We start from the raw sequence: 13322 nt of genomic DNA, 5'->3' as shown, positions 1-13322 counted from the left end.
GGTCAGATCCCCACATCGAAGCCATAGGACCAGAGCTGCAACTGCTGCACCAGACTGTTCCACGCGCCGGTCAGCAGCAGCACACCGGTCACGATCATCATCGAGCCGCCGATGCGCATCACCCAGGCGTAGTGGCGCTTGACCCAGCCGAAGGCGCCGAGCGCCTTGCGGAAGGCGACCGCGGTGAGGACGAAGGGAATGCCCAGACCGATGCAGTAGACGACCAGCAGGAGTGCGCCGCGCCCGGCGCTGGACTCGCGCATGGCGAGGAGGCTCACGGACGAGAGGGTCGGGCCCAGGCAGGGGGTCCAGCCGACGCCGAAGAGCGCGCCGAGCAGGGGCGCGCCCACCAGGCCGGTCACCGGCCGCCGGTGGAAGCGGAACTCGCGCTGGGTGAGGCCGGGCAGCAGTCCCATGAAGAACACGCCCATGAGGATCATGAGCACGCCGAGCACCTGGGCGAGCGTGTCCTGGTAAGCCCGCAGATTCCGGCCGAAGAAGCCGAACAGCGCCCCGGTCGAGACGAACACGGCGCTGAAGCCGAACACGAACAGGGAGGCTCCGGCGACCATCCGCCCGCGCCTGGCCTCGGCCAGGTCCGTGCCGGCGACCCCGGTGACGTAGGAGAGGTAGCCGGGGACGAGCGGCAGGACACAGGGCGAGAAGAACGAGACGAGCCCGCCGATCAGGGCGATCGGCGCGGCGACGATCAGGGCGCCGTTGAGTACGGTCTGGTTCTGGCCCGTCGCAGCCAGCGTCACGAGTGCGCTCACGTCACTTCTCCGCGAGGACCGGCTTGAGCATGTCCAGCAGGGAGGTGTCGTCGAGCGCCTCCAGGGCCCTCGCGGCGACCTTCCCGTGCCGGTCGATGATGAGCGTGGAGGGGATCAGCTGCGGGTTGAGCGTCCCCTTCTCGAAGCGGAGCATCAGCTTGCCCGACGGGTCGTACAGGCTCGGGTAGCCGATCCCGTGCTCCTTCTCGAAGGCGACCGCGGGCGTGGTGCTGGTGTCGCGGGTGTTGATGCCCACGAACTGCACGCCCTTGCCCTCGTACTGCTTCGACACCTTGGAGAAGTACTGCGCCTCCTCGCGGCACGGGCCGCACCACGAGCCCCAGACGTTGATGACGACGACCTTGCCCTTGTACCGGGCGACGTCCAGCGTCTTGCCGTCGATGGTCTCGCCGGACAGGTCCGGGGCCGCGGCGCGCTTGCCTGCGGGCACGGTTTCGATGCCGTTGTGGCCGGTGACGAAGTTGGTGTTGCCACCACCGCCGGACATGCCGCCCTTGCCGCACGCGGACAGGGTCAGGCCCGCCACGGCGGCCACGGCGCTGAGCAGGACGGCGCGGCTACGGGTACTCATGTGAAAAGTTTCGCATGCCCGTTCCGGCGATCTGTGGCGCCCCCCTGCCGGGCGGAAAACCGCATTTCAGGGCGTACTTACACGGGACATTTCCGACACCGCGCTCAGGCGAGGAACTGCTTCCAGCCGGCGGCGGGCTTCTGTCCGACGCCCAGCGTGCGCAGCTTGGCGAGCACCTCGGGCTTCTGCACGTCCATCCAGTCGACGAACTGCCGGAAGGAGACCAGCCGCACGTCCGCGCCCTTCTCCTTCTCCCGTGCGATGTGCTTGAAGGCCTCCTCGACGGCGTCCATGTAGATGCCGCCGTTCCACTGCTCGAAGTGGTTGCCTATGAAGAACGGCGCCCGGTTTGTCTCGTATGCCCGCTGGAAGCCCGCTATGTACGCCTGCGCGGACTGCTTGCGCCAGCCCGGGTAGTTGTAGGCGGGCGCCTTGGTGGAGTTCACGGACTGGTTGGCGAGCATGTTGTAGTCCATCGAGAGCACCTCGAAGGAACGTCCGGGGAAAGGTATCTGCTGCAGCGGCAGGTCCCAGATCCCCAGCTTCTTCTCCGGCCACACCTGGCGGCCGCCCGGCGAGGAGGCATCGTAGCGCCAGCCCAGCTCACGGGCGGTGGGCAGCAGGTTGTTCTGGCCGAGCAGACAGGGCGTACGGCCGCCGGCCAGCTCCTTGTCGTAGTCGAAGGGGAGCGAGGGCAGGTCGTGCCAGCCGGTGTTGGTCCGCCACTGCTTCACGAAGGACTTGGCCTGTTCGATCTCGCTCTTCCACTGCTGCGGGGTCCACCACTTGACCGAGCCGTGCGTCTCGCCGCAGAAGTGCCCGTTGAAGTGGGTGCCGATCTCGTGGCCCTCCAGCCAGGCCCGGTGCACATTGGCGAGCGTCGCCTTGATGTGCTCGTCGGTGAGGTAGCCGATGTCGGAGGCGCCGCGCGCGTTGTTCGGGGGCAGGTACAGCCGCTTCTTCGACTCGGGCAGCAGATACAGCCCCGAGAGGAAGAAGGTCATGCTCGCGCCGTGCTCCTTGGCGAGGTCCAGGAAGCGCGGGAAGAGCCCGTTGCCGACCTCGCCGGCGCCGTCCCAGGAGAAGATCACGAACTGCGGAGGGGTCTGACCCGGCTGCAGCGGTTCGGGCTTGGCCGGCTGATGCGGCTGCTTGCCCGTGAACGACGTGGAACCGTCCCCGATCGGCTTGCCCGGACGCGAGCCGGTCGCGCCGCCCTCGGCGTTCTTCCCCTGGCCGGAACCGTCCGGGTGCCCGGCGCCGTCCGATGACGTGTGACTCCCGCAGCCGGCCAGGGTGGCGGCGGCCGCCACGCCCGCGCCGAGTCCGAGCATTCCCCTGCGGGAGAGGGCCTGGGAGACGGTGCGCATGGAGTTCCCCGATCGTTGCGCCTGTTGATGGTCACCCAGTCAGAGGGCGCGACGATCGGGGAGGTTCCGTTAATTTGTATGGTTTTCGTAACGGGTACTGAAAAAGTACGCTAAGCCGTGCCAAACGGACCGTCAGAAACCCCTGGTTCAGGCGCCGAAGGCCTTCCCCTGGGCGGTACCCGTGCCCTTCTGCGGCTTGGCACCGGCCCGCAGATGGGCCGGGACGAGGTCGATGGCGGGTTCGCTGTAGCCGACCGAGACGATCCTGTCGCCCAGATATGTGAAAGTCGTCAGGGAGGCGAGCGTGCACTGACGCTTGCGCGGATCGTGCCACAGCCGCCGCCGCTCGACGTAGGACCGCACGATCCAGACCGGCAGCTGATGGCTGACCAGCACCGCCTCGTGACCGCGCGCCTGGTCCTTGGCCGCGTTCAGCGCGCCCATCATCCGCACGACGATGTCGACGTACGGCTCACCCCAGGACGGCTTGAACGGGTTGACCAGGTGCTTCCAGTTCCCGGGCTTGCGCAGCGCGCCGTCCCCCACGCCGAAGGTCTTGCCCTGGAAGACGTTGTCGGCCTCGATGAGCCGCTCGTCGGTGTCCAGGTCGAGACCGTGCACCTTGGCGATCGGGGCGGCCGTCTCCTGAGCCCGCTCCAGCGGCGAGGCACAGACGTACGCCACGTCCCGCGGGGCGAGGTGCTCGGCGACCCGGTCCGCCATCTGCCGCCCCAGCTCGGACAGGTGGTACCCGGGCAGCCGCCCGTAGAGGACCCCCTGCGGGTTGTCGACCTCACCGTGCCGCATGAGATGGACGACGGTGACGTCCTTGTCCCTGCTGCCGTTGCTGATGCTCACGCGGTGGCCTCCGCAGCCGCCCGGGCCGCCGCCGGAAGGGCGTCGGCGATCTTCTGGATGGCCCGCTCGTCGTGGGCCGTGGACACGAACCAGGACTCGAAGGACGACGGCGGCAGGTAGACGCCGTTCGACAGCAGCGAGTGGAAGAACGCGGTGAAGCGGTACGACTCCTGCCGCTTGGCGTCCTCGTAGTCCCGCACCTGCCGGTCGGTGAAGAACACGGAGAACATGTTGGAGGCGGTCTGCAGCCGGTGCGCGACGCCCTCCTTGCCGAGCGCCTCCGTCACCAGGGACTGGATCTGCGCGGAGACGGCGTCGACCTTCTCGTAGGCGGCGTCGTCCAGCAGCCGCAGCTGGGCGAGCCCGGCGGCGGTGGCGACGGGGTTCCCGGAGAGGGTGCCGGCCTGGTACACCGGCCCGGCCGGGGCGAGGTGGGCCATCACATCGGCCCGGCCGCCGAAGGCGGCGGCGGGGAACCCGCCACCCATGACCTTTCCGAAGGTCATCAGGTCCGGCTTGACCCCGTCGATGCCGTACCAGCCGGCGCGGCTGGTACGGAACCCGGTCATGACCTCGTCGGAGATGAAGAGGGCGCCGTTCTTGTGGCAGGCGTCCTTGAGCCCCTGGTTGAACCCGGGGTCCGGCGGCACGACGCCCATGTTCCCGGGCGAGGCCTCGGTGATCACGCACGCGATCTCACCCGGGTGCCGGTGGAACGCCTCCTGCACGGCCTCCAGGTCGTTGTACGGCAGCACGATCGTGTCGCCGGCCTGGGCGCCGGTGACACCCGGGGTGTCGGGCAGCGCGAACGTGGCGACACCGGACCCGGCGGCGGCGAGCAGCGCGTCCACGTGCCCGTGGTAGCAGCCGGCGAACTTGATCACCTTGGACCGGCCGGTGAACCCGCGGGCGAGCCGGATGGCGGACATGGTCGCCTCGGTGCCGCTGCTGACCAGCCGCACCTGCTCGACGGGCTCCACCCGGGCGACGATCTCCTCGGCGAGCGCGACCTCGCCCTCACCGGGCGTGCCGAAGGACGTACCGCGGGCGACGGCCTCCTGGACGGCGGCGATGACCTCGGGGTGCGCGTGCCCGAGGATCATGGGCCCCCAGGAACAGACGAGGTCGACGTACTCGCGGCCGTCGGCGTCGGTGAGGTACGGACCGTGGCCGGACACCATGAACCGCGGCGTGCCGCCGACGGCGCGGAAGGCGCGCACCGGCGAGTTCACACCGCCGGGCGTGACGGCGGAGGCGCGGTCGAAGAGCGCCTGGGAGGCGGGCGCGTCGTAGGGATGGGGCGTTTCGCTCAGGGCACTCATGACGTGCTGCTTCTCCGGCTTCTCGGACTCCGGCTGCTGGGGTGACCTCCTCAGGGTAGGCCGCGACCCGGTGGGCGCGTGGCCCGCCTCAAGATCCAAGCGCCGCCATCCGCCATCTGCGAGACTGAGAGCTGATACACACAGCTCTTACGCACGTAATGATCAGGGGCCGGACAAGAACCCGTGGACTGTTGTTCCACCGCACGTTTCGGCGTGCGGCCGTGGGGGAGGTCACTGACACGATGATCGGGTTGCGCGGCGGGGGCCACGCGTCCTAGAAAAGCAGTCGGGTGGAGATATGCATCGCGGTGGCGGACTGGGCGAGGGGACTGATGACCTGGGTCCTCGACGTGCCCGGCGGGGAAGGCACCGGCGCGACGCGGAGGAATCGACCGAAACACGGCAGAGCGACGCACGTCAGACACAGGGTGTACCGAGCGAGCCCGAGCGGTTCGACCGGCAGGTTGATCGGCAGCTGGAGAGCCGGCTGGAGCGACCGATCGAGGGCCGGTTCGACCACCGGGCCGACCGCCTGAGGGCGGGGAGCAGGAAGGGTGGTCGGGTGGGGGTGACGTACAAATACTTCGGCGCGCCGGACGGTGCGACCGCGGCCCGCGTCCCCATCTCGATGCGCCCCGAGGAACTCGGCGGCGACGAGCTGGGCATGAACGGCATGTTCACCAAGATCAAGCCGGAGACGATGGCCGCGATGGTCCTGACGGGCATCGAGGGCGTCCCCCTGCACAAGGTCCCGCCCCTGGAACTGGTCGTCCTGCACCCCGACTACGCGGTCGTCAAGCTCCCCATGACCGTCGTCGACCCCCTGCGCGGCATCGGCGAGGAGGCGGTCGGCGCGGCAGCCTTCATCTGGTCGACGGTCCCGGACCGGGGCGGGCCGCGTGACGCGTTCAACGTGTACCAGCTGCTGCACGAATGGCAGGACTTCAGCCATCGGCTGCATGAGGCGGGACATCAGCCGTACTGCCTGGTTTGGCCCTGACCGGCTCTGAGCTGGGGTTTCTTGCGGGTTGGGCGGGGTCTTCGGGCCTCGCCCTTTTTGGTGCCGGGGAGGGCCGTCAGGCGGCCAGGGCACATTGAGGGCACATTGGTTTTGCTGGGGGTGCTGATGTGCCCTGGGCTGCGGGTGGGTCGCCGTCGTTTTCCGCCTCGGCTTCCGTTTCCGTGAAGGCGTCGTCGATCGCCTTGCGGGTGCGGGTCTCGCTGGACGGCAGCAAGTGCGTGTACGTCCGGAGCGTGAAGCCCGGGTCCGAGTGGCCGAGGTACTCGGAGAGCGCCTTTATGCTCTCACCCGCGTCCAGGAGCACGGAGGCGTAGGCGTGCCGGAGGGCGTGCATCCCGTCTTCGGGGGCCGCCTGGAGGTACCTCGCCCCGCGCTCGCGGGGAGGGATCACGCCGGCGACGGCCAGAGCGCGCTTCCAATCGCCCATGTTGAAGACGCTGCGGTTGTAGGCCCGCCCCTTCGCGTCGACGAAGAGGAGACGGAAGGTCTTCGGCTCGCCGTCCGGCTTGGCCCAGGGCAGGGCGACTTCGACCGGCGGGAACTCCTTCATGTGGGCCTTGAGGGCTGCGGCAAGCTGGGCCGATAGAGGCACGGACCGGATCTTGTTCCCCTTGGGCAGGGCGAAGACGGGCTTCGTGCCGACGAGCCGCACCTGGCGGTTGACGTGGATCCAGCCGCCCTTGAAGTCGATGTCCTCGACGGCGAAGCCGAACACCTCGCCCTGACGCAGCCCGCAGCCGAACGCGAGCTTGCCTCCGGCCTGGAAGCGCTTGGGCAGACCGGCGAGGACTGCCCGGACGCGCTCCAGCGGCCAAGGGATGATCTTCTTCTTGGTCGCGGTCGGCAGCTTGACCGACTTCGCCTTGCAGGGGTTCTTCGGCAGCAGCCCATCCTCCACGGCCGCGCCGAGGATGCTGGAGAGGATGTCGAAAATGCCCTCGATCGTCGACACCTCCAGGCGGGCGTCCTGGAGCCTGCGGATCCAGCCCTGGATGACCGAGGGCTGGTTGAGGGAACGCAGCTCGCGTCGCCCGAGGTGCTCGACGATGTGGTTGCGGACCGTCGCCTCGTAGCGGAGGGCTGTCGTCGGACCGACGGAGTTCGCGTCCAGCCACTTCTGCGCGTAGGCGCCGAGCGTCTGCTTCGTCTCGGCTGGTACGACGTAGGAGCCGCGCCGGATCTCGACGTCGACCTCGGCGGCCCGGTTGTCCGCCTCGGCCTTGGTGTCGAAGTTCTCCTTGCGCTGGCGGCCGTCCAGATCGCGGTAGCGGACCTGCCACCGCTTGCCGACGCCGTGATCGGCGGTGGGGACCATCTGCCGCGTACGGCTCTTGTGTTCACCGCACTCGGCCTCGGTGGGCTTGGGGTGGGACTTGTGCCAGCGGTCGTACACGTCAGCCAAGAAGGACCCCCTGAATGCGCTCCCAGGTCTGGATCGCAGAGGTCTCCAGAGGCAGCAGGACTGCGTGCGAGTCGCCGAGGGCGGCGGCGATCGCGACGAGGTCGTCGACGTCACAGCGGCGGTGGGCGCGCTCGGTGCGGCTGAGGGCCGTGTTGGACATCGGGCGGCCCAGCGCGGTGCATCGGGCAGCCAACTGGTGCTGGGTCAGGCCGCGCGCGATGCGTATTCGCTCTATGGCGCGGGCGGCGTGGAGGCCGGCGGGGCCTATTTCAACGGGTCGAGTTGCCATGACAGGTAGCTGTAACTTGCAGCCGACCTTTATGGCAAGAGTTGGCTCTAAAACTCTACAGAAGTCGTTGCAGGGTGACCGTGGGGCGGCGTGGCGTTTATCTCGCCCATTCACGAGGCACGGACGGGTAATTCCGGGAGTCGCCGTGCTAACTTGCCGTCGCGCGTGAACCTTGGGCGTTTTGAGCCGGTAACCGATGATGTGCTCACCGCTTGCTTCAGCTCACCTGATCACCTGCCCAGACAAGCTCCGGCCTGCACCAACCGACGAGACAGGCCCGGTCGAAGCCCCTCGGGCGATCAGGGATGAGGAGGTAGTCGCCAACTTTTTGGTCAACGGCCGATCCGCCTCTACGGTTATTCCCCCTCCCAGCCACGCCGAGGGAATTAGTGGAGAGTTTTAGAACCAACGCTGGACTTCTTCGCTGACGGTGTGGCTGTGTTGTCCAGGCACGCTGTCCAAGACCGAAAAGGAGCCCTGTGCCGAATACCTCTCTCCGCAGCGCGAACGCCCCTTCCTCCGCCGACGCTGCCCGGCGCGGCCCGTTGGCCACCCCGGCGGAAGTCGCTGCCTATCTCGGGGTGCCGGTGAAAACGCTCTACCAGTGGAAGTACCGGGGCATCGGCCCCAACGTGCACAAGGTCGGCCGCCACCTCCGCTACCGCTGGTCCGAGGTGGACGCCTGGGTGAACGCCCAGTCCGCGTACGACCTCACGGCCTGAAGCCGCCCTGCCGGGACAGCGAAGCGGCTCACCGCGTGCCACGGCCGAGAGCCGCAGAGTCCCCGCCCCATCGCTCTTGAACGATCGAATCGGTGGGCCGGGCCTTGCCCGTCCGGCCCACCGGGAAGGAACGCCTATGGACGAATCTACGTCCCCCGACTCCTCCGCCGCATCCTCGATACCCACCTGGCCGCCCGCCGCCGCCCTGGGCCAGGACGCCACCGCGAAAGCCTCGACCTCGGAGGACGACGAGCCAGGGCAGCCCGGAGAAGGCGCACAGCTACTGGACGAGCTGCAGGAAGCCATCGCGCGGTACGTGATCCTGCCCAGCAGTGAGGCGCTGACCGCCGTCACGCTGTGGGTGGCGGCCACGCACATCCAGCCCGCCCTCCAGCACGCACCTCGCCTCGCCGTGGTCGGGCCTGCGAAGCGGTGCGGTAAGTCCCGCCTGCTGGACGTGCTCACCGAGACTGTGCGCGAGCCGCTGATCACGGTCAACACCAGCCCGGCGGTGGTCTTCCGCGCCATCGGTGCGGACCCGCCCACCCTGCTGGTGGACGAGGCCGACACCATCTTCGGCAGCATCAAGGCCGCCGAAAAGAACGAGGAGCTGCGTGGCCTCCTCAACGCCGGCCACCAGCGCAACCGGCCCGCCCTGCGGATCTCCGGGCCGGAGCACAAGCCGCAGGCGTTCCCCACCTTCGCCATGGCCGCGCTCGCCGGCATCGGGGACCTGCCGGACACGGTCATGGACCGGGCCGTGGTGATCCGAATGCAGCGGCGCAAGCCAGGTGAGCGGGTGGAACAGTTCCGCTCCCGCCGCGACATACCCGCCCTGCACGCCCTACGTGACCGGCTGACTGCCTGGCTGCGCCCGCTGATGGACACCGCAGCCGACCTGGTGCCGCCGATGCCGGTGCAGGACCGTGCGGCCGATACCTGGGAACCGCTGGTGGTCGTCGCCGAACTGGCAGGCGACTCCTGGCCGGAGCGAGCACGCGAAGCGTGCGTGGCCATGTGTGCCGCCGAGGTCGGCCAGGACGACGAGTCCAACGTGAAGACACGCCTGCTGAAGGACATCCGCCGCGTCTTCGCGTGCTACGGCGATCCTGACACCGTGCGCACGCGGGACCTGCTGGAAGAGCTACTCAAGGACCAGGAGGCGCCGTGGGCGGAGTACCGCAACACCGGTCTGACCCCGCGCTACCTGGGGATCCTGCTGAAGGACTTCGGTATCCAGGCAGCCGTCCTCCGCTTCGAAGGCGGACGGCAGGCCCGGGGATTCACCCACGCACAGTTCACCGATGCCTGGGCCCGCTACTGCCCCGAGGAGCAGCCACCCGACGGCGGTGAGACCACACGTCACGGGTCGGCCGTACACCCGTAAACACCCGTCGCACACGTCGCACCGCAGGTCATCCCCGTGACGGGTCCGGCAACTGTGACGGGTCCTCCCGTATCACGCCAGGCTCCCGTACCTGCCCTGACCAGGCATGCGACGGGTGCGACGAGTCCGCCGCCCTCCCCACTGGCAACCCCGCACCGTGCCTAGGCACCCGTCTCCCCCTGGAGTACCACGCTTGCCCTCACGCACCGCCCAAGCCCCCGTGCCGCCAGTGACCGTAGCGATCCGCCTCGGGGTCGCCCTGGTCGGCACGATCGGCTTCGCCCTCTCCTACGACGCCCTGCGGCAGATGGCCGTCGCCATCCACATCCGCGGAGTCCTCACCTACGCCTTCCCCCTCGTGATCGACGGGTTCATCGCCATCGGCGTCGCCGCCCTGCTCATCCTCCGTACCGCGCCCTGGCGTTCTCGCCTGTACGTCTGGGCACTGGTCGGTCTCGCCACCGTCACGAGCATCTGGGCGAACGCTCTGCACGCCGTCCGCCTCAACCAGCAGGCACACACCGCCGGGCTCCATCTGGACGATGTCACCGTCGGCGCCCTGTCCGCGATAGCTCCGCTCGCCCTGGCCGGCGCGGTCCACCTCGACCTCGTCATCCGCCGCCACCCCACGAGTCTGCGCGAAGAGGCCGCCGCCACACCGGGCCACAACTCCTCTGGCCACAGCCACAACGGCACGCACAGCGCCATGCGGCCTGCCCGTTCGCAAGACGATGACTTCCTGCCGAAGGAGGCACAGAGCTCGCGTGACGTGGCCGAGCGCCCAGACCTGGCGGAGGCAGCCGCCAACGTGCCGCGGGCCCCGAAGCCGCTCTCCAAAGACGAGGGCCACGAACGGGATGTCACCTTCGACGAACTCCTCGCCATCGCCCGCACCGCACCGCTGGGACGCGGGGACCGTGCCTCACGCCGCAACATCGAGGCGGCCATCCGAGCCGCTGAGTACCGCATCGGCAAGGACCGTCTCACTCAGCTCAAGGACCGAGTACAGGCCGAACTCGACCGGGCTGCCCGCCAGCGACAGGCCGAGCCCGACACGGCCCCCGTCGGCACGCGCTGAGGGCCGCCGCCCCACCCCGATCGACCCCCTCCGCTCGTTCCCGCACAGCCCGGAGCGGGGACGAGCGGCCCACTAGGCGACACGGCCTCGCCCCCCAACACCGCACGGAGAACCCCTCAATGCACGACCAGCACCCCGAACTCGCCACCGACCGGACGCAGATGATGACCATCGCCACCAGCGCAGCAAGGTATGGCGTTGGACCGTCCAAGGGCCGGTCCAACGCAGGCACCTCCGCCCCGGGGGTGGCGGAGGACCTCGGGCACCAGGGGGTGCCCGAGGAGGTAACGCCCGGCGACGCAGCCGAACAGTCGCCCGCCGCCCCCGCCGACGAAGTCACCCTGCGTCGCATCGCTCGCCGCCGTACCCGCGAGAGCGTCCAGCGCAAGCAACGTGTCGATGTCCGCTACAGCAGCGATGAGAAGGCCCGGATCCTTACCCGTGCCCGCAAGATGGGCATCGCCGGCGCCCACCTCGTCGGCGCCGTGATCACGGCCTACCTCGACGGTGATCTCGCCGTGGGCCTGGCCGGGCAGCGCACCCAGCTCGACGACTGCCTCGACAAGCTCGACGCCCTACGGGCCGAAGTCGCGCGCATCGGCAACAACGTCAACCAGATCGCGCACCGCCTCAACGCCGGAGGCGATCCACACCCTGTGGACGCCACCGTCCTCGCCCAGACCGAACGCACCCTGGTCGCCGTCCGCGGCGCCATCAGCGACATCGCGCAGACCATGAACCACGCCGTCTCCGTGAAGGCGGCCTGGTGATCGCCAAGATCGGCAGCGGCAAGAGCACCGCCGGCCTGATCCGGTATCTGTTCGACACGAAGAAGGCCAAGGACCACACCGACCCGCACCTGGTCGCTTCCTGGGACGGCTTCGCTCCCGATCCCGGCCGCGCCGACGGCTTCGACGCCACAAAGAAGCGGCTCGTGGCCGACCTCGACCTGCGGGTTAAGCAAGCCCGCCGACTGGGCCGGGCGCCCGAGCGGCACGTGTGGCACTGCTCGGTACGTGCCGCCCCCGGCGACCGGCACCTCACCGACGCCGAGTGGGCGGACATCGCGCGCCGCGTTGTGGCGGCCACTGGCATCGCGCCACAAGGCGATCCGGACGGGTGCCGGTGGGTCGCCGTCCGCCACGCCGACGACCACATCCACATCGCCGCCACCAAGGTCCGTGGTGACCTGCGCACCGCCCGCCACTGGAACGACTACCTGACCGCGGACAAGGAACTCGCGGCCATCGAGAAGGAATACGGCCTCAAGCAAGTCGTGCGCGGCGACCGCACCGCCGCCAAGCGCCCCACCCGCGCCGAGACGGAGAAAGCCCGCCGCGCCGGCAAGACCCAGACCTCCCGCGAACGCCTGCGCACCACCGTCCGCCAGCTAGTGTCCATCGCCACCAGCCCGGAGGAATTCCTCCTTCTGCTCGACGGCGTCGAGGGCGTCCTTGTGGACGTGCAGCACTTTCCCTCCGGTGACGTGCGCGGGTACAAGGTCGCCGTGGAAGGCGACACCAACGCCGCCGGCGAGCCGATCTGGTTCTCCGGCGCCAAACTCGCCCCCGACCTGTCCTTCCCCAAGATCCGCGAACGCCTCACCGCCATCGATGCCCCGCCCGCAGCGGAGCCGGGCAGCCGACGCAGGCCCAACCCGTGGCACCAGGCCACGGCAGCAGCCGAGCGCATCCTCCACCACCTCGACCACGGCGACGACGAAGCCGCCCAGGCCCACATCGCTGCGCTCGGCGAAGCCATCGACGTCCTGCCGCTGCTCGCCCCCAGCCACCTGCGGCCACATCTGCAGCAGGCCGCCGTCGCCTTCGAGCGCGCCACCCGCTCCCGCATCCGCGCCCAGCAGGACCAGGCCCGCGCCCTGCGGGGTGCCGTCCGAGCCCTGCGCACCGCGCCGGTCACCAGCGACGGCTCCGGGCTGGCGATGTTCCTCGACATCGCCGTCCTCATCGTCATCGCCACAGCTCGCTGGCACCAAGCCCGCCGGCACAACCAGCAGGTCGCCGCCGCCCACCAGACCCTGGCCCATCTCCAGACCGCCTACCGACAGGCTGCTGCCGGGCCGCTGGCCGCCCTGGCTCAGCGCCAACCACCGGCCCGCACCATAGAACGGCACACCCAGCGCATCCTCGTGATCCTGCCCGACCACGCCCAGCAGATCCTCGACGACCCCGCCTGGCCGGCACTGGCCGCCGCCCTGACCGAAGCCGAGAACGTCGGCCACGACCCCGAACAGCTCCTCCAGCACACCGCACGGCAACGCGCCCTGGACGACGCCCGCTCCACCGCCAGCACCCTCACCTGGCGCATCCAACGCCTGGCCGCCCGGCAGGTGCCCAGCGCCCGAGCACGAGCCGCCCAAGCCCACACGAGCGCGCCAGCGCGACCGGCACGTCGCGAGCAGCGACGACGACCGCTATGAGGGACGACGGCCACCCGTACGAGCCATGCGTGGCGACACCAGCCGGCGGGGGATTCGCGGCAGCCGCC

General features: G+C 69.4%; 13 protein-coding genes. 6 read left to right on the top strand and 7 right to left on the bottom strand.

Annotated elements, in window-relative coordinates:
• Positions 1-2: 2 nt before the first annotated feature.
• The 5 genes from ACIGXP_RS33255 to hemL all read right to left on the bottom strand — a co-directional run bounded on the left by ACIGXP_RS33255 (position 3) and on the right by hemL (position 4906).
• Complete coding sequence (locus tag ACIGXP_RS33255) at positions 3-773, bottom strand: cytochrome c biogenesis CcdA family protein (RefSeq protein WP_399774716.1); 771 nt, start codon at positions 771-773, stop codon at positions 3-5.
• A gap of 1 nt (position 774) precedes the next feature.
• Positions 775-1365, bottom strand: a complete 591-nt coding sequence (locus ACIGXP_RS33250) for a TlpA family protein disulfide reductase (protein ID WP_399774714.1) — start codon at positions 1363-1365, stop codon at positions 775-777.
• A gap of 104 nt (positions 1366-1469) precedes the next feature.
• The gene (locus tag ACIGXP_RS33245) at positions 1470-2735 is read right to left on the bottom strand and encodes a hypothetical protein (protein WP_399774712.1); all 1266 of its coding nucleotides are present in this window, start codon (positions 2733-2735) and stop codon (positions 1470-1472) included.
• 147 nt (positions 2736-2882) lie between these two features.
• On the bottom strand, positions 2883-3542 hold the full coding sequence (locus ACIGXP_RS33240) for a histidine phosphatase family protein (protein WP_399774892.1): 660 nt from the start codon (positions 3540-3542) through the stop codon (positions 2883-2885).
• Positions 3543-3589: 47 nt separating this feature from the next.
• The gene (gene hemL, locus ACIGXP_RS33235) at positions 3590-4906 is read right to left on the bottom strand and encodes a glutamate-1-semialdehyde 2,1-aminomutase (RefSeq protein WP_363214305.1); all 1317 of its coding nucleotides are present in this window, start codon (positions 4904-4906) and stop codon (positions 3590-3592) included.
• Between the two features lie 571 nt (positions 4907-5477).
• Between hemL and ACIGXP_RS33230 the strand changes: the two genes are divergently transcribed.
• Complete coding sequence (locus ACIGXP_RS33230; protein ID WP_003974483.1) at positions 5478-5915, top strand: hypothetical protein; 438 nt, start codon at positions 5478-5480, stop codon at positions 5913-5915.
• 76 nt (positions 5916-5991) lie between these two features.
• Here ACIGXP_RS33230 and ACIGXP_RS33225 read toward each other — a convergent pair whose 3' ends face one another.
• The gene (locus ACIGXP_RS33225; RefSeq protein ID WP_399774890.1) at positions 5992-7329 is read right to left on the bottom strand and encodes a tyrosine-type recombinase/integrase; all 1338 of its coding nucleotides are present in this window, start codon (positions 7327-7329) and stop codon (positions 5992-5994) included.
• A 1-nt stretch (position 7330) separates the two neighbouring features.
• Positions 7331-7627, bottom strand: coding sequence for a helix-turn-helix domain-containing protein (locus tag ACIGXP_RS33220; protein ID WP_399774710.1), 297 nt, complete (start codon positions 7625-7627; stop codon positions 7331-7333).
• A 479-nt stretch (positions 7628-8106) separates the two neighbouring features.
• On the opposite strand from ACIGXP_RS33220, the gene ACIGXP_RS33215 reads away from it, so the two are divergent.
• From ACIGXP_RS33215 to ACIGXP_RS33195, 5 genes are all read left to right on the top strand, one after another.
• A complete protein-coding gene (locus ACIGXP_RS33215; protein WP_079088060.1) occupies positions 8107-8349 on the top strand; it encodes an AlpA family transcriptional regulator in 243 nt (80 codons plus the stop codon).
• Between the two features lie 136 nt (positions 8350-8485).
• A complete protein-coding gene (locus ACIGXP_RS33210; RefSeq protein WP_399774708.1) occupies positions 8486-9736 on the top strand; it encodes a DUF3631 domain-containing protein in 1251 nt (416 codons plus the stop codon).
• Positions 9737-9956: 220 nt separating this feature from the next.
• A complete protein-coding gene (locus ACIGXP_RS33205) occupies positions 9957-10814 on the top strand; it encodes a DUF2637 domain-containing protein (protein ID WP_058083974.1) in 858 nt (285 codons plus the stop codon).
• 119 nt (positions 10815-10933) lie between these two features.
• The gene (locus ACIGXP_RS33200; RefSeq protein ID WP_369365165.1) at positions 10934-11584 is read left to right on the top strand and encodes a MobC family plasmid mobilization relaxosome protein; all 651 of its coding nucleotides are present in this window, start codon (positions 10934-10936) and stop codon (positions 11582-11584) included.
• The gene (locus ACIGXP_RS33195) at positions 11581-13254 is read left to right on the top strand and encodes a relaxase/mobilization nuclease domain-containing protein (protein WP_399774706.1); all 1674 of its coding nucleotides are present in this window, start codon (positions 11581-11583) and stop codon (positions 13252-13254) included. The genes ACIGXP_RS33200 and ACIGXP_RS33195 overlap by 4 nt, the downstream gene beginning before the upstream one ends.
• The last annotated feature ends 68 nt before the right edge of the window (positions 13255-13322 follow it).

The sequence above is a fragment of the Streptomyces sp. NPDC053069 genome (assembly GCF_044546895.1).
Taxonomy (GTDB): domain Bacteria; phylum Actinomycetota; class Actinomycetes; order Streptomycetales; family Streptomycetaceae; genus Streptomyces.
Note: the sequence above shows the minus strand (reverse complement) of the source record. Positions and strands in the feature narration are given on the sequence as shown.